Raw genomic sequence first — 18,797 nt, 5'->3', positions numbered from 1 at the left:
CCCTGCGTCCCGCACCGCGCCGGCGACCGCCCGAACGTTCACCGCCCACCACAAAGGAGACAGCCCAGATGAAGGGCTCTGTGGCCTATCACTCGATACAGAAGCGCGGTCTTCACATCGGCCTGCTGCCGCAGATGGCGGCCGCCGTCAACCCGTCGACCCCGATCAGCCTCGACCACGACCTGGGCGTCCTGCCCGAGGCGGGACGGCGTCTGACGGTGGCCCGCTACGCCGAGTACGTCGACGACCTGGCGGCCCGACTGTGGGCGGCCGGCGTCCGGCCCGACGAGCGCGTCGTCATCTACAAGACGGCCAACGCCGACCACTGGATGCTCGCCGCCGCCGTCTCCCGCATCGGCGGCATCGTCGTGAACCTGTCGCCGGCGCTGGACCCCACGACCGTGGGCGTCCTGCTGGAGCGGGTCGACCGGCCGACCCTGCTCACCGACGGCGCCAAGCTCGACGTCCTGGCCGACGTGCCCCTCACCGACCTCACCCGGCGGATCATCACCTCGGCCGACCACCGGCCCGGGTCGATCTCGCTCGCCGAACTCGCGGGCAGCCCCCGGGTCAAGCCCGTCGTGCGGCCCATCGACGAGGCCGCCGTCATCACCCACACCTCCGGCACCACCGGAATCCCCAAGCTCGTCGTGCACACGCCCCGCACCCAGGGCATCCGCCTCGTACCGCAGTGGCGGCTGCTGTCCCTGATGCGCAAGAAGGAGACCGTCGCGATCAACGTGCCCTTCGTGCACTCGCGGATGGTCGCGGCGATGTCCCTGGCGCTGCTGAAGGAGTACCCGGTCCTCCTCATGCGGGAGACCGGCCCCGCCGAGGTCGCCGAGCAGTTCGTCAAGCACCGCCCGGCCTTCGTCGAGGCACTGCCCAACTCCCTGATGGAGTGGGAGGAGCTCGCCGAGGACCCGCGCGCGCCGTTCGGTTCGGTGAAGGTCTTCAGCAGCACCTTCGACGCCATCCACCCCGGCACCATGAGCAGGCTGCTCAAGGCGTCCGACCGCAAAGGCGCCCTGTTCTTCCAGATCTACGGGCAGAGCGAGGTCGGTCCGGCCGTCGGCCGCGCCTACTTCCGCCACTCCGCGCACAAGGCCAACGGGCGCTGCGTCGGCTGGGCCATGCCCAGGGGCGCCGCGCGGATCCGCGTGGTCAGCCGGGACGGCAACACCCCCTCCGAGACCAACCCCGGCTCCATCGAGGTCGCCTGGGACGGCATCGCGAAGACCTACTACGGCGAGCAGGACCGCTACGACGCCAACCGCGACGGCCAGTGGTGGCGGACCGGGGACGTCGGCTACCGCACCCGGTTCGGCTGCCTGCACATGCTCGACCGGGAGATCGACATGATCCCCGGCGTGAAGAGCTCCCTGGAGATCGAGGACGTCGTCCTGGGCCAACTGCACGAGCTGACCGAGCTGGTCGTGGTGCAGGGCCCCGACTCCGAACCCGTCCCGGTGATCTGCACCGTCGACGACAAGCCGCTGGACCTGGACCGCTGGCGGGCGGCCGTCGCCGAGTTCCCCCAGCTCGCCGACCCCGTGCAGATCCCGCAGGCCGAGCTGCCCAGGACCGCCACGCTGAAGGTCCAGCGCCGCGCGCTGGCCCAGCGGTTCCAGGAGCAGGCGTGAGCGGTGACCAGCACACCGCCGCGGCCGGGACATCCACTCATCCGAAGGGGACCAACGCCTTGACACCGCAAGCGACGCTCGCCCGATTCCGCGAGTACATGGTGGGACCGTCGCGGTTCATGACCCTGCTGTCCGTCTTCGAGCTCGGCGTCGTCGACGCGCTGCGCGAGACCCCCGGCCTGACGGCGGCCCAGCTGGGAGAGAAGGTCGGCGCCAAGGCGGACGCACTCGAACAGCTGCTGTTCCTGCTCGTCAAGGAGGGCTTCGTCGCGCAGGACGAGACCTCCGGCGGCTACCGCCTCGCCGGCCTCGCCGAGGTCGCCGAGAGCGACCTCGCCCGCGCCCTGGCCTACATGAACCTGATCAAGGTCACCGCGCTCAGACAGCTGTACTACCTCACCGAGTCCGCGCGCACCGGCACCGTCGTCGGCCTGAAGGAGCTCTACGGCGCCGAGGGCACCCTGTACGACGCGGTCGCCGACCACCAGGACCTCAACGAGTCCTGGCTCAAGCTGATGAACACGGTCACCGCCAACATCGACCCCTGGTTCTTCGCCAACATCGACATCCCGGCCGGCGCCCGGGTCCTCGACGTCGCCGGCAACACCGGCCTCGGGGCGATCCACACCTACCGGCACAAGGCCTCCGACGGTCTGACGGTGACCACCTTCGACCTGCCGGACAAGGAGTCCAAGGCGCTGGCGAACTTCAGGGCCGAAGGCCTGGAGGAGCACCTGTCGTTCATCGGCGGCAATGTCTTCGACGAGATCCCCAAGGGGTTCGACGTCGTCCTGATCAAGCACTTCCTGGACATGTTCGACAAGGACAACGTGCTCAAAATCCTCCAGGGGGCCAACGCCTCGCTCGAGGAAGGCGGCCAGATCCACATCCTGGTGCCGGTCTACCCCGAGGACATCACGCAGACCGACAACTACAACGTCGACTTCTTCCCGGCGTTCTTCATCGGCGCCGCCATGGGCCAGGGCGGTCCGCAGAAGCTGTCGGTCTATCAGAGCCTGCTGGAACAGGCCGGGTTCAAGGTGACCCGCGCGGTCACCAAGAGCGCCGCCGAGATCCCCCCGGACGTCATTCCCGTCCAGGCCGTCCTCAGCGCGACGAAGGTCGCCTGAGAGACGCGTGCGGCCGCTTCGGCCGCGAGCCGGATCCCATCGCTACTGAAAGAGGTCGGTTGCAATGACACCGGAAGCGACGCTGGCGCGATTCCGCGAGTACATGGTGGGACCGTCGCGGTTCATGACGCTGGTGTCCTGCTTCGAGCTGGGCATCATCGACGCGCTGCGGGAGACGCCCGGCCTGACGGCGGCCGAGCTGGGCGAGGTCGCCGGCGCCAAGCCGGACGCCGTGGAACAGCTGCTCCTGCTGCTGGTCAAGGAGGGTTTCGTCGCCCAGGACGAGACCTCCGGCGGCTACCGGCTCGACGGGCTCGCGGGCGTCTCCGAGAAGCTGATCGACCAGGCGCTCGCCGATCTGTACATGATCAAGGCGGTCACACTGCGGCAGCTGTTCTATCTGACCGAGACCGTCCGCGCCGGCGAGGTCGTCGCCCTGAAGGAGCTGTACGGATACGACGGCGACCTCTACGGCGCCCTCGGCGAGCTGCCGGAACTGCGGGAGCCCTGGGCCAGGTTGATGGACACCGTCACCGCCCACGTCGACCCGTGGTTCTTCGAGAACATCGACATCCCGGCCGGGTCCAACGTGCTCGATCTCGCCGGGAACACCGGGCTCGGCGCCGTCGACACCCTCAAACTGAAAGGCTCGCCCGGCCTTCGGGTCACCACCTTCGACCTTCCCGACAAGGAAGCGGAATGCCTGGCGAACTTCCGGGCCCAAGGGGTGGAAGACGTCTGCTCGTTCATCGGCGGAGACGTCTTCGATGGCGTTCCCGAGGGCTTCGACGTCGTCCTGATCAAGCACTTCCTGCCCATGTTCGACAAGAGCGACGTCCTGCGAATCCTCGACGGAGTCAGCAAGTCGCTTCAGATCGGCGCGCAGGTGCACGTGCTGGTGCCGGTGTTCCCCGAGGACATCAAGGACCCCGACAACTACACGGTCGACTTCTACTCCAGCTTCTTCGTCGGCTGCACGATGGGCAAGGGCGGTCCGCAGAAGCTTTCGACCTGGCAGAGCTGGCTCGAGGAATCCGGGCTCAAGGTCACCAAGGCGGTCATGGACGACTGGGAGAACCTGCCCCCGCACGCCCTCACCGCAGAAGCCGTCCTGTCCGCGACGAAGGTCGCCTGACATTCCTTGAACGAAAACAAAGGCTCAAGCCTGGAGGATCAATGTCCGTGTCAGAAAAAGCGGAAGCCGTGTATTCCGCGATCGAGGAAGCGTCCGGCCTGCTGGACATCGACGTCCCCCGGGACAAGGTCCGCTCGGTCCTGGACGCGTTCGGCGACGGGGTCTCGGAAGAGTCCCTGGTCGTCCTCGCCATGGCCGGCGGCGAGCGTCACCGGGGCGACATCGACTACAACTTCACCGTGCCGCTCGAGGCGGGCGACCCGTACGACATAGCCGTGCGGGAGGGCTGGATCGAGAAGACCGACCACCCCGTCGCCAACCTGATCCCGGAGATCCTCGAGAGCTCCGCCGTCACCTTCTACGGCATCGAGTGCGGAGTCGTCGGCGGCTTCAAGAAGACGTACATCTTCTTCCCCCTGGACGACCTGGGCGACCTTTCGGTCCTCGCCTCGCTCCCGTCCATGCCGAGCAGCCTGGCCGAGCACGCCCGCACCTTCGCGGACATCGGTCTGGAAAAGCGTGTGTCGATCGTGGGGATCGACTACACCAAGAAGACCGTGAACATCTACTTCATGGCCGGGGGCCTTGACGAGAAGACCGTTCTTTCTGTGCTCGGCGACACCGGACTGCCCGAGCCGAGCACCCCGGAGCTGCTGGAGTTCGTCCAGAACTCCTTCTCGATCTACCCCACCTTCAGCTGGGACTCCCCGGACATCGACCGGATCTGCTTCTCGGTGGTGAGCCCGAATCCCGAGTCGTACCCGACGACGCTGTTCCCGGAGATCTCGGAATTCGCGAAGAACGCCCCCTACGAGTACGACGGTGCGCGCGTCCTCGTCTACGGCGAGACGATCTCGCGCAAGGAGGAGTACCACAAGCTCGCCGTGTACTTCCGCCGGCCGGCCTCGTTCTGGAACAACCTGCCGCTGGCCGCCACGTTCGAACAGCTCGTAGCCGCCTGGCGCGCCGAGCAGTGACATCACGGATCTCGAGGAACGCCAGGAGGAGTCATGTCCGAAACCGTTGAGATCGACGAGCGCAGTGCCGCCGTCGACACACTGGGCGAGGTGATCGGCGAGGCCGGCGCGGCCGCCCTCGAAGGGCCGCGCGAGCAGCTCACCGAGAGCGCCCTGCGCGCCGCCTTCGCGCTGTGGGAGGACCCGGAGGTACGGCCGAAGCTGCTCGGGATCCTCCAGGCCGCGGTCAACAGCGAGGAAGGCGCGGAGCAGATGCGCCGCTTCATCGCCGAGCAGCTCTTCGCGCAGGCCGGCAAGTCCATCGGCGCCACCGACCTGGACATCTACCAGATGGCCGAGTTCCTCGGTGTGCCGCCGGTCAACTTCGGCGCGGCCGCCGGGCAGGTCTGGGGCGCCGTCCTGATGCGCTACGTCATCAAGCTGGAGCCGATCGCGTCCATACCGGTCGACGACCTGATCAAGCTCATCAACCCGACGCTCCACCGCTACCTGGGCGCAGCGCAGTGATCTGAGGAGGGGACATGTCCGAAGCCATCGAGGCCAAGGAGCGCGGCGTCGCCTGGGACACGCTGGGCGGCGCTCTCGGCGAGGCCGACGCGGCCGCGTTCGCCGGGTCGCGCGAACACCTGGCCGAGGGCCTGCTCCGCGGGGCCTTCGCGCTGTGGGAGAACCCCGAGGTACGGCCGAAGCTGCTCGGGATCCTCCAGGCCGCGGTCAACAGCGAGGAAGGCGCGGAGCAGATGCGCCACTTCCTCGCCAACCAGCTCTTCGCGCAGGCCGGCAAGTCCATCGGCGTCGAGGGGATGGACATCTACCAGGCGGCCGAGACCTTCGGCGTGCCGGCGGTCAACATCAACGCGGCCGCCGGGCAGGTCTGGGGCGCCGTCCTGATGCGCTACGTCGTCAAGCTGGAGCCGATCACGTCGGTACCGGCCGAGGAACTGATCCAGCTGCTCAAGCCGACGATCCAGCGCTACCTGGGCTGACCCCGGTCCAGCCCCTGCCATGCCGCTAGGCCCGTACCACCGCCCACCGGTGACACGCCCTGAACCGCGTCACCCGCACCGCCCCGGACCCTCCGCGGGCGGTGCTCCCCCGTTCCCACCCGTTGCCGAGTCCTCCTGACCCCGCCTCACGTGCTCGAGCACCGCACCCGCACAAGGAGATGTGTCGTGACCACTGAAGTGATCCCCCGGACCGCCCAGGGCCAGGAATCGGCCGCCTTGGCGCGGCGCACCGTCGAGGAGCTGCTCCAGCGGGTGCAGGAGCGGCTCAGTTCCTTCCTCGCGGCCGAACGCGCCCGCTACGCCGAGGTGAACGAGCGGGCGGTGGTCGCCATCGACGCACTGTCCGACCTGGTCGAGGCGGGCGGCAAGCTCGTCCGCCCGGCGTTCTGCCTCGCTGGCTACCTCGCCGCCGGCGGCGACCCCGAGGACCCCGGGATCGTGGCGGCCGCCGCGGCCCTGGAGATGCTGCACATCTCCGCCCTGGTCCACGACGACGTCCTGGACGACTCCCGCACCCGGCGCGGCAAGCCCGCCGTCCACCTCCTGCACGCCACGCTGCACCGCAGCCGCGGCTGGCAGGGCGAGTCGCGCCGGTTCGGTGAGGGCGTCGCCCTCCTCGTCGGCGACCTGGCCCTGGTCTACTCCGACGAGCTGATGTCCCACGCCCCGGCCGCGGCCCGCCCCGAATGGCACCACCTGCGTTCCGAAGTGATGATCGGCCAGTACATGGATGTCGCCGCGGCCGCCGAGTTCTCCGTCGACCCCGCGCTCTCCCGGCTGATCGCCCTGATCAAGTCCGGCCGCTACACCATCCACCGCCCCCTGGTCGTCGGCGCGAGCGCGGCCGGCCGCGCCGACCTCGCACCCGCCCTCGCCGAGTACGGCGAGGCGGTCGGTGAGGCGTTCCAGCTCCGCGACGACCTGCTCGACGCGTTCGGCGACTCCGCCCAGACCGGCAAGACGGCCGGACTCGACTTCAGCCAGCACAAGATGACCCTGCTCCTCGGCTGGGCGATGCAGCGCGACGCCCACATCCACGGCCTCATCACCGAGCCCGGCCACACCCCTGACGAGGTACGCGGCCGGCTGCTGGACACCGGCGTCCCCGAGGACGTCGAACGGCACATCGCCGGGCTCGTCGACAAGGGCTGCGCGGCCATCGCCGACGCGCCCGTCGACCCGGTGTGGCGCAGCGAGCTGACGAACATGGCCCTGCGCGTGGCCTACCGGAACAAGTGACCCGCCCGAGCACGACACCTGGAGGAAGAATGTCGGGAACCGCGCAGCCGGCGGATCTCTTCGCCGGCGTCGAGGAATCGGCGGCGCTCATCGACGTGTCCTGCTCGCGCGAGAAGGTCTGGCCCGTCCTCGCGGCGTACGAGGACGCGCTGCCGGAGGCGATCATCGCCTTCCGGGTGGCGACCAACTCCCACCACGAAGGGGAGTTCGACTGCCGCTTCACCCTCCCCCGGAGCATCGACCCCTACCTCCGCGCCCGCGCCCACGGCTTCATCACCGAGACCGGCCGGCCCGCGGAGTCCCTGCTCGCCGACATCCAGCGGCACTGCCCCATCGACAGTTACGGCATCGACTTCGGGATCGTCGGCGGCTTCCGGAAGATCTGGGTGTACTTCCCCGGCGGCAGCTCGCAGAGCCTCGCCAAGCTCCGCGACCTGCCGTCGATGCCGCCCAGCCTCACCGAGAACTTCGCCTTCTTCGCCGACCGCGGCCTCGCCGAGAAGGTGGACGTCGTCGCGATCGACTACCGCGGCGGCACCGTCAACCTGTACTTCACCGGATTCCCGGACGAACTGCGCCGGCCGTCCGAGGTCCTGGCGATGCACCACGCCATGGGCATGCCCGACCCGAGCGAGCAGATGCTCAGGTTCTGCGAGAAGTCCTTCGGTTTCTACGCCACGCTGAGCTGGGACTCCCCGCGGATCGAACGCATCGCCTTCAGCGTGAAGACCCAGGACCCGCTGTCGCTGCCCGCCCGGCTCGGCCCGAAGATCGAGCACTTCGTGAAGAACGTCGCCTACGGCCGTGACGATCCCAAGATGGTGTACGCGGCCATGACATCGTCGGGCGAGGAGTACTACAAGCTCCAGTCGTACTACCGGTTCCGCGAGCGCAGCCGACTGGACCTGATGCCGTCCATCGATCATGCCGACGTCGCGTAGCGCGCGTGGGCCCGTGGAGTTCCGGTTCGGCCGGATGCAGCGACTGCTGAAGGGCGGCCCGGTCCGCACCGTGTCGGTGGACGGCGTGGCCGCCGAGTTCGTCACGGATCCGGAGCTGGTCCGCCTCATCCTCGTCAAGGACGGCAAGCACTACGGCAAGGGCGAGCTCTTCCAGAAGGCCAGGATCCTCAGCAAGGCGGGGCTGCTCGCGGACGACGACGCCCTGCACCGGCACTACCGGCGACTGGCGCATCCGTATCTGCGCACGGCGGCGGCCGCCGACCACGCCCCCGGCATGGAGAGGACCGCCCGGGACGCGGTCGCCGCATGGCGTCCCGGCCAGCCCGTCGACGTCCAGGTGGCGATGTGCCGGGCGGCGAGCGGCATCGCGCTGAGCACCCTCTTCGGCGGTCTGCCGGGCGACACGGAGAGCGTGCTCGTCGAACAACTCACCGTCCTGGCCCGGGAGATGATCGGAAAGCCGCTGCACGGACGCGCGGCCCTGCAACGGCGGCCCGCCCGGCGGCTGGCTAGGGCCTTCACCGGTTTCCGGTCCCTGCTCGCCGTGTGCCTCGCCGACCGCCCCGACTCCACGGCGGGCTACCTCTCGGCACTCCTGTCGGACGCCGAGCGGACCGGCACCCCCGCGCTGAGCACCGACGAGATCTGCGACGAGGCCGTCATGATGCTGATCGCGGCCACCGTCACCACGGCATCGGTGATGTCCTGGGCCCTGTACGTGCTCGCGGAGCAACCCCAGATCGAGGAGTACGTCCTCAAGGACCTGGCGCGCACGGCGGGCGGGTGCCCGGGCGCCCCCTCCGGCCACGGGCATGGCCACGGTCCGCCCGGCTACACCCTGCGATTCCTGGCGGAGGTGCTGCGGCTCTACCCGCCCGTGTGGATCACCTGCCGCAAGGCCCTCTCGGACATCACCCTCGGCGACCGCACGTTCCCCGCGGGCACGCACGTGATGTTCAGCTCCTACCTGCTGCACCGGGACCCCGACCGCTACCCGGACCCGCACCGCTTCGACCCGGACCGCTGGCTCACCGTGAGCCCGACGGCCCAGGACGCCTCGTACATCCCCTTCGGCGCCGGGGCTCGAGGGTGCGTCGGGGAGCCGTTCGCCTGGAAGGAACTCGAGACCCTGCTCGGCGCGGTGACCCGCGAATGGCAGCTGACCGTCCCACCCGGCACCAGGATCCGCCCGGCCGCCCACACCACCCTGCACCCACAGCGACTACTGATGACCCCCCAACCGCGCTGACTCCCCACCCGCACGCTCGTCCCGACCAGCCGCTGTCGCCCCCAGGCCGGCGGGTCGGCCGCTCGCACACCCCGCCTGACCGCTCGCCCACCCGACCAGCCGCTTTCGTGCCCCGGTGGGGCGATTCCGCGCCCGACCGGCCGACTCCGTACACCCCGACCAGCCGAGGAGTGCCGTCATGCCGACTCCGACGACACCTGCACGGACCGTCGAACTCACCTCTCAGGCCTGGGCCGAGGCCCGCTCCATGGCGGGCGCCGGACCGGACCACGGCCGGTGCCCGCCGGGCGGCGACCGTCTGGTGGCCGCCGCGCTGCGGGCACACAGCACGCTGTCGGCCGGACTCGGACACAGCGTCCCGTTCACCGCGCTCGGCCCGAGCGGCGGCGCGGTGCGCGGGCTCGCCGCCTTCCTCGCGGTCTACGCCGGCCAGGACCCTCACTGACGATGCGAGGCGAGCGGCGCGTGGCCCCGGTGCCGCGCCGGACCCTCGACCTCCGCGGCAGCCGTGCTCGAACCCCCGTAGCGCGCACGGGACATGAACTCGCGTCGCCCCTAAGGTGGAGCTGCAAGCCGACCCGCCCGCCTCCCTCCCCCCGGAGGCGGGCGGACATGTCGGCGGACGTCCGTCCCGCGGCCCCAGCCCCCCGCTCGACGTACTCCCGCCGGCTCGATCCGGGCAGGGCCGCACGCGAGGGCCCCCGCCGCACAGGCGCCCCGGCTGACAGCGGGGCCGGCGCGGTCGTCGCGGAGCATTCAGGAAGCCGACCCCGCCGCCGACCGTGAGATGCGCGATGACGTCGGCGGCCTGACGCCCGCTCGGATCCAAGGAGGGGCCCGCATGAGCCGGATCGAAGCGTTCGAGGAGGCGCGGCCCCTGTTGTTCTCGATCGCCCACCGGATGCTGGGCAGCGCGGGCCGGGCCGAGGACGCGGTGCACCAGGCCTGGCTGTACTACGAGGCCACCCCCGAACAGCCCGCCTCGGACCGCGAGTTCCTCACCGCCACGATCACCCGGATCTGCCTCGACGCCCTGCGCCGGCCCCGCCCGCGGCGGGACCGCCACCCCGGGCCGTGGCTGCCCGAACCATCACCGGGCGCCAACCCCCACCACCGCTCCCGCCAGGACCCCCCGCGGCCACCGGAGCCGGCCGAAGCGCCGCCGGCGGTCGCCCTGTCGCTGCTGGAACGGCTGAACCCGCTGGAGCGCGCCGTGTTCGTGCTGCGGGAGATCTTCGGATGCGGCCCCGCCCAGATCGCGTCCGCCGTGGGCTGCTCGGAAGCGGCGTGCCACCAGCTGTCCGCCGCCGTGTCGAGGGCGAGCGCCGCTGGCGGGACGGCCGCGGCCTGGCCGCGGCGCATCGCCGGCGCGGAACACGTCGCCCGGGTCCTCGCCACGATCGTCCCGGCACTGGTCAAGGTCGGCGTCACCCTTGAGCCGCGGCAGGTGGACCACCGTCCCGGCGCCGTCTTCCGCGACCGCAACGGCACGGTCCTCAGCGCCCTCGCCCTCGACATCCTCGACGGGCGGATCCAGACCATCCGCTGGGTGATGGACCCGGACCCGTTCACCGCGGACACCCCCGCGCCGACCTGACCCGACAAGAGCCGCCAGGCCGGACGGGACCGTAGGACCGTAGAAAAGGAGGAGCCCGCGTGACACGGACCGAGGAGTTCGAGGAACTGCGTCCGCTGCTGTTCGCGATCGCCTACCGCATCCTGGGCAGCGTGAGCGAGGCCGAGGACGCCGTTCAGGACACCTGGCTGCGCTGGGACGCCTCCTCGACCGTGCCCAGGTCGGCGAAGGCCTACCTGTCGACCACGGTGACCCGGATCTCGATGGACGTGCTGCGCTCGGCCCGCGTCCGGCGCGAGACCTACGTCGGGCCCTGGCTGCCCGAACCCCTGCTCACCGACTCCTACGAGGACCCGGCACGCTCCGCGGAGCTCGCCGAATCGCTGTCCACGGCGGCCCTGTTGCTGCTGGAACGGCTCTCTCCGCTGGAGCGGGCGGTGTTCGTGCTGCGGGAGGTGTTCGCGTTCGGCTTCCCGGAGATCGCGGACGCGGTGGGGCGTTCGGAGGCGGCGTGCCGCCAGTTAGCGGTGCGGGCGCGCCGGCACATGGACGAGGGCCGGCCCCGGTTCGAGGCCGACCGCAAGGAGTGCGACGCGCTCGCCGGGCGGTTCTTCGACGCCCTGAAGGAAGGCGACGTCGACAGTCTGCGCAAACTGCTCGCCGCCGACGTGGAGCTGGTCGGGGACGGCGGCGGCAAGGGCCCGCAGCTGGCCAGGACCGTCGTCGGCGACGACCACGTGGCACGGCTGCTCGCCTCCCTGGTCACCACGCTCGCCCGGGTGGACGGCGTCGTGGAGGCCCGCGAGCTCAACGGCCAGCCCGGTGCGATCCTCCGCGACCGGGACAACAAGGTCCTCAACACCTGGACGCTGGACATCGTCGACGGCCGGATCCGGACCATCCGCTCGGTGACCAACCCCGACAAGCTCGGCCACCTGGGCCCGGTGGCCGACGCCTGGGCGATCAACCGAGAGGCCCGCCGCACAACGAACTGACCACCCCACCGGACCGCCCGCCACCCACCCGGCCACCGCAGCCGAGACCCACCCCACCGGGCATGGACAGGCACCCGCCGCGCCGAACCGGCCGGCACCGCCGAGCGTGAAGGGAGGCGGGCGAATGCACTGGCCGGGTCCGGCGGCGTGGCGAGTGTCTGCCCGGGCCCGGTGGGGTGGGACACACCGGTCACAGGCGTGGTGACCGGGCCGGGCGGCCGGCCGGAACCGACATGCCCGAGCTGGTCGGTGGGCGACCGTGTCCTGGAGGTGGCGGCGGCGCAGTTCGCCGGTGTCGGTGCGGGGCAGGGCTGCCCTCGGCCCGGCCCGGCTCGGCCGTGCCGAGCGCCTCGGCGGCCATCGCCTCCGGACGCAGCCGCAGCCCCTCGGCCCACGCGGTGGCGAACACCGCCCCGCCCAGCCGGCGGCGCAGCTCGTCGACGGCGGCCCGTAGCCGGTCCGCACGCTCCCGCTCCACGCCCGCCCCGGTACGGGACCGCAGCGCTCCGGCCGCCGCGAGCAGCCGGGCGGCGGGCTGGGGCCGGCCCGCCCGCTGAAGGATCAGCAGGGCGAACATCTCCAGCGCCGCGGGCAGTTCGGTGCGCTCGCCGATCGACTCGTACAGTGCGATGCTCTCCCGCAGCGCCGACCGGGCGCTGTCGTCGTCCCCCTCGCACAGGGACAGCCGGGCGCCGAGGTGGAGGGTGCGGGCCAGATGGCGGACGGCGCCGTTCTGCCGCTGGACGCGGCCGACCCGTTCCAGCAGGGCACGCGCCTGCCGCGTCTCGCCGGACGCGAGCAGCACCTCGGCGAGCGCGGCAGCCGCCTCGGCGGATCCGGCGGTGTCGCCGTGGGTGTCGAGGGCGGTGAGGGACGCGGACAGCAGGGCCCGGACCTTGGGCCGCTCGCCGCACCGGAACAGTGCGTGTCCCAGGCGGGCGGAGGGCAGGGCGGCGGCCTGCGGATCGCGCAGCCGCTTGTACAGGGCGACGGCCCGGTGGTGGCGGTGCGCCGCCCCGTCGTGGTCGCCGAGGGCCGCGGCGAGTACGCCCCCGCGCCGCAGTACAGGCGGGCGCGTGTGCGCAGCCACTCCTCGTCCTCGGCCCGTTCGCCCCACTCGGCACCCTTCAGGGCCTGTCCGGTGGCGTCGAACCAGCGCAGCCCCTCCTTCAACTCGCCGCGGACGAGCCAGGGTTGCAGACAGACGGTGACCAGGCCCGCCCTCTCCAGCAGCGCCGCCGCCCGTTCGGGACGCACGCGGCCCCCGCCTCCTTCCTCCTTCCCCTTCTCGTGTCCTTCGTACGTGCCGGTGCCTGTGCCGTCCTCGTCCTCGAGGTGGCGCAGTGCGGCGAGCACGTTGTCGTGCTGGGCGACCGCGACCCGCAGCCAGCGCTGCTGCTCCGAGCCGTGGAAGCGGCCCTCCAGCGCGGGCAGCAGGCGCCGGTAGTGGCGGGCGTGCGCCTGCCGGGCGGCCAGGGCCCGCTCCGGGCCCGCCTCCTCCAGCAGGGCGAGACCGTAGGCGCGAACGGTGCGCGGCATCGTCAGGCGGCTGTCGGCGCGCGGCTGTTCCTCGAGGGTGAGCAGTCCGCGGTCGAGCATGGTCTCCAGGGCGACGGTGGTCTCCGCCGCCCCCAGTGGCGACACCTTCTCGGCGGTGGGGAGGGTGACGCCCCCCTGGAACAGGGCGAGTCGGGCCAGCAGCGACCGCTGCGGCGCGCTCAGGCCGCGGCAGCTCCACTCGGCGATCGCGAGGGTGGAGCGCTGCCGCTCCGGTACGTCGAGGGCCCCGGCAGATGACGGTCGCCGCCCCGCCGCAGCCAGCCGAGCAGTTCCTGCGGCGGATACAGCCGCAGTCGGCGCGCGGCGAGCTCCAGGACCAGCGGAACGTCCCTCGAGCAGGTTGCAGATGTCGACGACGGCGCCGACGTTCTCGGGCGTGAGCGCGAAGGCGGGGTTGGCCTGCCGGCCGCAGCGGACGAAGAGCTGGACGGCCGGATTGTCCTGGACGTCGGCGACATCGGCTTCGAGGAGTTCTCCCGGGGGCGGCAGCGGGGGCACCGGCAGGACGCACTCGCCGGAGGTCCGCAGGATCTCCTGCCCGGTGGCGAGGACGGTGAGCAGGGGTGTGTCGGCGAGATGCCGTGCGAGCGGCACCGCGAGCCCGCCCGCGATGTGCTCAATGCCGTCGAGCAGCAGCAACGTGCGTTCCGTGATGTCCCGTACGGTCTTGTCGATGTTCTCGAGCACCGACTCCAGGTCCAGACAGGCCGGCAGATCGACGCTGTGGATCCCGCCCGGGAACAGCTCCCGCGACCCCGGCAGCCGCCTCGGCCGCCAGTCGGCTCTTGCCCACTCCGCCGGGCCCGGTCAGGGTGATCAGCCTTCCGGAAGGGTCCTCGAGCCTGCCCTGGACGCCGATCAGATCGAACTCCCGGCCCACCATCTCGGCCGCCGGTCGGTACGTCCACAGATCCGTTGACATACGTTCCCCCGTACAGCCGCCCGGCGCCGCGTAGCGCAGCGCCGGATTCAGGACATCCCGCGGTGTGCGCGCCCGATTCCCCGGGGCCCCTTCCCGTGCCCGTCCCGCCGAGCCGTGCTTCGAGAATCGCTGGACGCGCTTGAACACGACTCAAGACGGGACTGAGACGACGTCGCGCGGGGATGCCGGAAACAGGCCAGTCGTGCCTGGGCGCCGAGCGGGCGTGGGCTTGGGCGGGCCTGACCCGTCGGACCGTTGGGCCCTACGACCGGACACGGGGGCGGAGCATGCCGCTCTCGTAGGCGATGGCGACGAGCTGGGTGCGGGTGCGGGCGCCCAGTTTGACCATGGTGCGGCGGACATGGGTCTTGGCCGTGACCTCGGCGACGACGAGCCGGTCGGCGATCTCCTGGGTGGAGAGCCCGGTGCCGACCAGGGACAGCACTTCGCGTTCGCGTGCGGTGAGGTTGTCCAGGGCGGGCATGTCGGGGAGGCCGGGACCGCGCAGACACGCGTCGATCAGGGGGCGGGTCAGCCGCGGGGAGACCAGCGCCCCGCCCTCGCTGACCAGCCGCAGCGCGCGCGGCAGTTCGCCGGTGTCGGTGTCCTGGCACAGCAGTCCGCGGGCACCCGCCCCGAGCGCCTCGAAGGCGAGGGAGCCGGCGGCGACGTCGGCGAGGACGACGACACGGACCCCGTGCGGCCCGGCCCGCCCGACGAGCCGGCGCGTGAGCTCCACACCGTCCAGCCCCGGTAACCGCAGCCCCGTCACGAGGACATCCGGCAGCAGCCGCCCGGCAAGGTCCTGCGCCCGCCTGCCGTCGCCGCACTCACCCACGACCTCGATGTCGGACTCTCCACCGAGCAGCCCGGCGAGCGCGACCCGTACGGAGGGGTGAGGGTGGGCGAGGAGTACCTCGATGGCCATGTCCGGGCTCCAGGGGCAGGGCGCCGAGGGTCGGCGCGTGGGGGCAACTACCTTTTGCCAGGGCCGAGTTGGGGCTATGACGCTTGCGTGCGTAGGCGCACCTCGCCGCCCTCGGCGGATCGGCGCGGCCTCAGTCGGGTGCCAACGGCAGGACCGCCGTGGCGGTCAGGCCCCCCGACGCGGCACGGCCCAGGCCGAGGAGGCCGCCGGAGGCTCGCAACAGGGACGCGGCGATCGCCAGTCCGAGCCCGCTGCCCTCACGCGCGGCCCCGGACGTCCCGCGCCGGAAGGGGTGCCCCACATGGGCGAGTTCGGCGTCCGTCATGCCGGGGCCCTCGTCGGTGACGCTGACGTGGACGTGCTGCCCGGCGATGCGTACGGCGCAGGTGACGGTGGTGCCGGGCGGGGCCGCCTGCACCGCGTTGTCGAGCAGGACGTCCAGGGCGTGTTCCAGCGCCCCGTGCGTCTGCAGGGCCGTCGCGGCGGTCCCGGTGAGGTCGATACGGACGTCCCGCGCGTCGGCGAGCACACTCCAGGCGTCCGCCCGGGCGGCGGCGACGTCGAGCACCTCGACCGGCTCGGGCGGCGGCCCCTGTCCCGCGGCGCCCCAGTCGAGAATCTGGTTCAGCAGCGCGGCCAGCCGGTCCACCTCGCCCAGCACACCCGGGAGTTCGGCGACATCGGGCCGGCGCTCGCCCAGCATCTGCAACCGCAGCCGGATCGACGACAACGGCCCGCGCAGCTGATGCGCGGCGGCGGCCGCGAGACCGTACGGGCCACCGGCCACCTCAGCCGAGCCCTGTGCAAGCGCCTCCACGCCGTACGGACGCACCCCCGCGTCGTCCGGACGGCCGGTCGTGTCGTGCGGCAGGACGGTCGCACCGTAGCCGCTGGCGTTCATCGTTCGGCCCCGGAGCCGATGGCCGCCGGCACCGTCAGCCGGTACCCCACCCCCCGTACCGTCTCGATCCACCGCGTGCTGCCGAGTTTCCCGCGCAGGGATCCGACATGGACGTCGAGTGTGCGGGTGGAGCCGAACCAGTTCTCGTCCCACACCCGGGCCATGATGTCCTCGCGCTGCATGACCGTGCCCGGCTCCTCCAGCAGCATGGCGAGCAGGTCGAACTCCTTGCGGGTGACCCGGACCTCGTCGTCGTCGAGGAACACCCGGCGGGTGCGCGTGTCGAGCCACAGCGGTCCCGCGCGCAGCTTGTCCGGGGCCACGGCCGGTTCCCCGGCCGGCTCCGGCGGGGTACGGCGCGGACGCGGCACCGGTACGGGGAGCGGCGCGGAGTCGGCGGCCGAGTCCTTCTGGGACTGTCCGCAGCAGCAGGTACTGCGGCGCAGCACCGCCTCGATGCGGGCGAGCAGTTCATGCCGGCTGAAGGGCTTGGGCACGAAGTCGTCGGCCCCGGCGTACAGGGCCGTCACCCGGTCCAGTTCGTGGTCGCTGCCGCTGAGCACGACGATGGGCACACAGGAGTTCTCCCGGATCCGCCGGCACACCTCGTGTCCGGCCAGGTCGGGCAGGCTCAGATCGAGCAGGACGAGTTTCGTGCCCGGCAGGCTCGCCAGGGCGTCGGTACCGGTGTCGCAGCGGCGGGTGTCGTGGCCGTGCAGATGCAGCATCTGTTGAAGTGCCTCGGCCATTCCGTCATCGTCCTCGACAACCAGTACGTCCATTGCGCTCACGCTCCTCTCAAGGAATTCGTACGCATGACCGGAGTCCTCGAGGTTGCTGAGCAGGCGCGACGGACGTCAACATTCCGCCACGCGGTGGGGCGAAACCGTGCGCGTGACCGGAAGTTTCGTGGCTGAGCCCTGTCATGGCGGACGGCGGGAGCGGGCCTGTTGTCAGGGGCCGTGCGGCCCGGTCCGGCACCTTGTCATGCCACTGGGAAGATCGGCGTCGTACGGGCTCGTCAGGCGGCCCGCGGAGCGGGGCCGGACCACGCGTCGCGGTCGCGGCTGAGCAGGTGGGCGAGGTCGCCGGGCCGGCAGACGGCGAGCGAGGCTCCGTGGCGGGCGCCGGTGGCGGCGAGCCGGGTGCGGGCGGCGGCGACCGAGCCGAACGCGCGGGCGATCGCGGCGGGCACGGAGGCGCCGGCGAGGGCCTGGTAGGGGTCGGTGTCGACGGCCAGCGCGAAGAACTCCAGCGGCAGCCCCGCGGTGGCCCGGTCGAGGTGGGTGGCGCCGCTGACGGCGTCGGCGACCGTCTCCCGGGCCGCCCCGACGGACAGCCCACCCAGCAGCCGCGCCTCGCCCCCGCCGGGACAGTGCACCACCCCGTCCAGCCCGCCGAATTCCCGTAGCGCGGCATGCACGGCCCCGCGAACGTCCGCGTACTGCCCCGGCCGCCCCGGCACCCGTACGAGAACCCCGCCGCCCCGCCCGGCGCGGGCGCCCGCCCCCTGCGGACCCGGCTGTCCGGGCACCCGTACGAGCGCCCCGTCGCCGCGCCCGCGCCTGTCCCCGTAGGGGCTCGGGAGCCCCGGTGCGCGCACGCCCTGCCCGGTCCCGGTTCCGGCCTCGCCGCCCAACAGCACGACCTGGGCCCCCAGTTCCCGCACCAGACGAACCGCCAGCCGCGCCCCCGCCCCGTCGTCGCCCGCGCCCACCAGATACCGCCCACCCCGGCGCGCCCCCACCGCCGGCGCCGGGCCGCCGGGGGCCGGGTGGGCCCGCAGGACCCGGACCTCGCGCCCGCTGTCCGTGTAGCGGACCTCGGCCAACCCCGGCCGGGGCAGGGCGAGTTCGGCGCGGGCGACGTGGAAGGGGTCCCGGGCCCAGCCGGGCAGCGTCTCCACCCGTACCGACACCGCGTTCAACCGTCCGTCCTCGACGCCGGTGATCTGCGCCACCGCACCGAGCGCGGCGGCCAGTTCGGGCCGGGCCCGGCCGGTGACGAGGAACGCGAGGTGCAGCGGGTCGGGGCCGGTCGAGGTGCACAGTGCGCGCAGCAGCGGCAGGACCAGGTCGGCGGCGCGCTCGACGCTGGTGGTGGCGGCGGGCAGATCGACGACGATGCCGCGCGGCAGGCGCTCGGCGTCGCGCAGCTCGCCCAGGTACGTCGACCAGGACATGGCGCTGCCCGTGACATCGCGGCCGATGCGGACCGTGCGCACCGAACCGGGCACCCAGGCGCGGCCGTTGTCCCGGCCGTCGATGGCGTGCAGCAGCCGTTCCATGGGGAACAGCGGGGGAGTGCGCGGATGCGTGGCGGCGGGCGCCCATACGGCGAAGTGCCGCGGCGCGTCCGGGGCGCCGTTTCGGGTCGGCCGGCGCACCGCCGGCATGCTCGCGTCCATGGCTCCACCCCGTCGTCGTGGTCGTGGCCGGTGATCACACCGGTACTGGTGTCAGCATCGGCGGTGCCATGACAGCCCGACCGCACGGCTGTGTCAGCTGCACCGCACCGGTACGTCAACCTTCTGCAAGCCCGCACGCCGTGGCCGCGCCGCAGGGCTGGCCAAC

At 72.0% G+C, this 18,797-nt stretch carries 18 protein-coding genes; 12 read left to right on the top strand and 6 right to left on the bottom strand.

What is annotated here, in order from left to right; genetic code table 11:
- Positions 1-68 precede the first annotated feature (68 nt).
- From QF037_RS49775 to QF037_RS49720, 12 genes are all read left to right on the top strand, one after another.
- Positions 69-1,643 (top strand): class I adenylate-forming enzyme family protein, encoded by a 1,575-nt coding sequence (locus tag QF037_RS49775; protein ID WP_307038191.1) that lies wholly within the window; start codon positions 69-71, stop codon positions 1,641-1,643.
- Positions 1,640-2,773, top strand: a complete 1,134-nt coding sequence (locus tag QF037_RS49770) for a methyltransferase (protein WP_307038189.1) — start codon at positions 1,640-1,642, stop codon at positions 2,771-2,773. The genes QF037_RS49775 and QF037_RS49770 overlap by 4 nt, the downstream gene beginning before the upstream one ends.
- A gap of 64 nt (positions 2,774-2,837) precedes the next feature.
- A complete protein-coding gene (locus QF037_RS49765; RefSeq protein WP_307038188.1) occupies positions 2,838-3,908 on the top strand; it encodes a methyltransferase in 1,071 nt (356 codons plus the stop codon).
- A 41-nt stretch (positions 3,909-3,949) separates the two neighbouring features.
- Complete coding sequence (locus tag QF037_RS49760) at positions 3,950-4,885, top strand: aromatic prenyltransferase (RefSeq protein ID WP_307038186.1); 936 nt, start codon at positions 3,950-3,952, stop codon at positions 4,883-4,885.
- Between the two features lie 33 nt (positions 4,886-4,918).
- Positions 4,919-5,392 (top strand): TetR/AcrR family transcriptional regulator, encoded by a 474-nt coding sequence (locus QF037_RS49755; RefSeq protein WP_307038184.1) that lies wholly within the window; start codon positions 4,919-4,921, stop codon positions 5,390-5,392.
- 14 nt (positions 5,393-5,406) lie between these two features.
- Positions 5,407-5,871, top strand: a complete 465-nt coding sequence (locus QF037_RS49750) for a TetR/AcrR family transcriptional regulator (protein WP_307038183.1) — start codon at positions 5,407-5,409, stop codon at positions 5,869-5,871.
- A 186-nt stretch (positions 5,872-6,057) separates the two neighbouring features.
- Positions 6,058-7,131 carry a polyprenyl synthetase family protein gene (locus tag QF037_RS49745; protein ID WP_307038181.1) on the top strand — a complete coding sequence of 358 codons (1,074 nt, stop codon included), beginning with the start codon at positions 6,058-6,060 and terminating at the stop codon, positions 7,129-7,131.
- 29 nt (positions 7,132-7,160) lie between these two features.
- Positions 7,161-8,072, top strand: a complete 912-nt coding sequence (locus QF037_RS49740; RefSeq protein ID WP_307038179.1) for an aromatic prenyltransferase — start codon at positions 7,161-7,163, stop codon at positions 8,070-8,072.
- Complete coding sequence (locus QF037_RS49735) at positions 8,056-9,342, top strand: cytochrome P450 (RefSeq protein WP_307038177.1); 1,287 nt, start codon at positions 8,056-8,058, stop codon at positions 9,340-9,342. Before QF037_RS49740 ends, QF037_RS49735 begins: the two co-directional genes overlap by 17 nt.
- A 178-nt stretch (positions 9,343-9,520) precedes the next feature.
- Positions 9,521-9,787 carry a hypothetical protein gene (locus tag QF037_RS49730; RefSeq protein WP_307038175.1) on the top strand — a complete coding sequence of 89 codons (267 nt, stop codon included), beginning with the start codon at positions 9,521-9,523 and terminating at the stop codon, positions 9,785-9,787.
- A 396-nt stretch (positions 9,788-10,183) separates the two neighbouring features.
- Positions 10,184-10,939 (top strand): sigma factor-like helix-turn-helix DNA-binding protein, encoded by a 756-nt coding sequence (locus tag QF037_RS49725; protein ID WP_307038173.1) that lies wholly within the window; start codon positions 10,184-10,186, stop codon positions 10,937-10,939.
- 59 nt (positions 10,940-10,998) lie between these two features.
- Entirely contained in the window at positions 10,999-11,913 is a 915-nt protein-coding gene (locus QF037_RS49720) for an RNA polymerase sigma-70 factor (protein WP_307038171.1), read from the top strand.
- A 190-nt stretch (positions 11,914-12,103) separates the two neighbouring features.
- On the opposite strand, the gene QF037_RS49715 is transcribed toward QF037_RS49720, so the two are convergent.
- The 6 genes from QF037_RS49715 to QF037_RS49690 all read right to left on the bottom strand — a co-directional run bounded on the left by QF037_RS49715 (position 12,104) and on the right by QF037_RS49690 (position 18,631).
- Positions 12,104-12,490, bottom strand: a complete 387-nt coding sequence (locus QF037_RS49715; RefSeq protein ID WP_307038169.1) for a hypothetical protein — start codon at positions 12,488-12,490, stop codon at positions 12,104-12,106.
- Positions 12,475-14,160, bottom strand: coding sequence for a hypothetical protein (locus QF037_RS49710; protein ID WP_307038167.1), 1,686 nt, complete (start codon positions 14,158-14,160; stop codon positions 12,475-12,477). The genes QF037_RS49715 and QF037_RS49710 overlap by 16 nt, the downstream gene beginning before the upstream one ends.
- A gap of 497 nt (positions 14,161-14,657) precedes the next feature.
- Positions 14,658-15,323 carry a LuxR C-terminal-related transcriptional regulator gene (locus tag QF037_RS49705; RefSeq protein ID WP_307038165.1) on the bottom strand — a complete coding sequence of 222 codons (666 nt, stop codon included), beginning with the start codon at positions 15,321-15,323 and terminating at the stop codon, positions 14,658-14,660.
- A gap of 130 nt (positions 15,324-15,453) precedes the next feature.
- On the bottom strand, positions 15,454-16,224 hold the full coding sequence (locus QF037_RS49700; protein WP_307038163.1) for a sensor histidine kinase: 771 nt from the start codon (positions 16,222-16,224) through the stop codon (positions 15,454-15,456).
- Positions 16,221-17,006 (bottom strand): response regulator transcription factor, encoded by a 786-nt coding sequence (locus tag QF037_RS49695; RefSeq protein ID WP_307038161.1) that lies wholly within the window; start codon positions 17,004-17,006, stop codon positions 16,221-16,223. Before QF037_RS49695 ends, QF037_RS49700 begins: the two co-directional genes overlap by 4 nt.
- A 239-nt stretch (positions 17,007-17,245) precedes the next feature.
- Positions 17,246-18,631: a hypothetical protein gene (locus QF037_RS49690; protein ID WP_307038158.1), complete on the bottom strand. Its 1,386-nt coding sequence runs from the start codon at positions 18,629-18,631 to the stop codon at positions 17,246-17,248.
- Positions 18,632-18,797: the final 166 nt, after the last annotated feature.

The organism is Streptomyces canus (genome assembly GCF_030815415.1).
Classification (GTDB): Bacteria; Actinomycetota; Actinomycetes; order Streptomycetales; family Streptomycetaceae; genus Streptomyces; species Streptomyces canus_F.
The sequence above is the reverse complement of the archived record's forward strand: the minus strand, read 5'-3'. Positions and strand labels throughout refer to the sequence as shown.

Coding starts and splice junctions, on each gene's coding strand:
- QF037_RS49740 (WP_307038179.1), top strand. CDS start 7,161: ATGTCGGGAACCGCGCAGCCGGCGGATCTCTTCGCCGGCGTCGAGGAA.
- QF037_RS49690 (WP_307038158.1), bottom strand. CDS start 18,631: ATGGACGCGAGCATGCCGGCGGTGCGCCGGCCGACCCGAAACGGCGCC.
- QF037_RS49755 (WP_307038184.1), top strand. CDS start 4,919: ATGTCCGAAACCGTTGAGATCGACGAGCGCAGTGCCGCCGTCGACACA.
- QF037_RS49750 (WP_307038183.1), top strand. CDS start 5,407: ATGTCCGAAGCCATCGAGGCCAAGGAGCGCGGCGTCGCCTGGGACACG.
- QF037_RS49700 (WP_307038163.1), bottom strand. CDS start 16,224: ATGAACGCCAGCGGCTACGGTGCGACCGTCCTGCCGCACGACACGACC.
- QF037_RS49765 (WP_307038188.1), top strand. CDS start 2,838: ATGACACCGGAAGCGACGCTGGCGCGATTCCGCGAGTACATGGTGGGA.
- QF037_RS49735 (WP_307038177.1), top strand. CDS start 8,056: ATGCCGACGTCGCGTAGCGCGCGTGGGCCCGTGGAGTTCCGGTTCGGC.
- QF037_RS49715 (WP_307038169.1), bottom strand. CDS start 12,490: ATGTTCGCCCTGCTGATCCTTCAGCGGGCGGGCCGGCCCCAGCCCGCC.
- QF037_RS49705 (WP_307038165.1), bottom strand. CDS start 15,323: ATGGCCATCGAGGTACTCCTCGCCCACCCTCACCCCTCCGTACGGGTC.
- QF037_RS49725 (WP_307038173.1), top strand. CDS start 10,184: ATGAGCCGGATCGAAGCGTTCGAGGAGGCGCGGCCCCTGTTGTTCTCG.
- QF037_RS49760 (WP_307038186.1), top strand. CDS start 3,950: ATGTCCGTGTCAGAAAAAGCGGAAGCCGTGTATTCCGCGATCGAGGAA.
- QF037_RS49775 (WP_307038191.1), top strand. CDS start 69: ATGAAGGGCTCTGTGGCCTATCACTCGATACAGAAGCGCGGTCTTCAC.
- QF037_RS49695 (WP_307038161.1), bottom strand. CDS start 17,006: ATGGACGTACTGGTTGTCGAGGACGATGACGGAATGGCCGAGGCACTT.
- QF037_RS49730 (WP_307038175.1), top strand. CDS start 9,521: ATGCCGACTCCGACGACACCTGCACGGACCGTCGAACTCACCTCTCAG.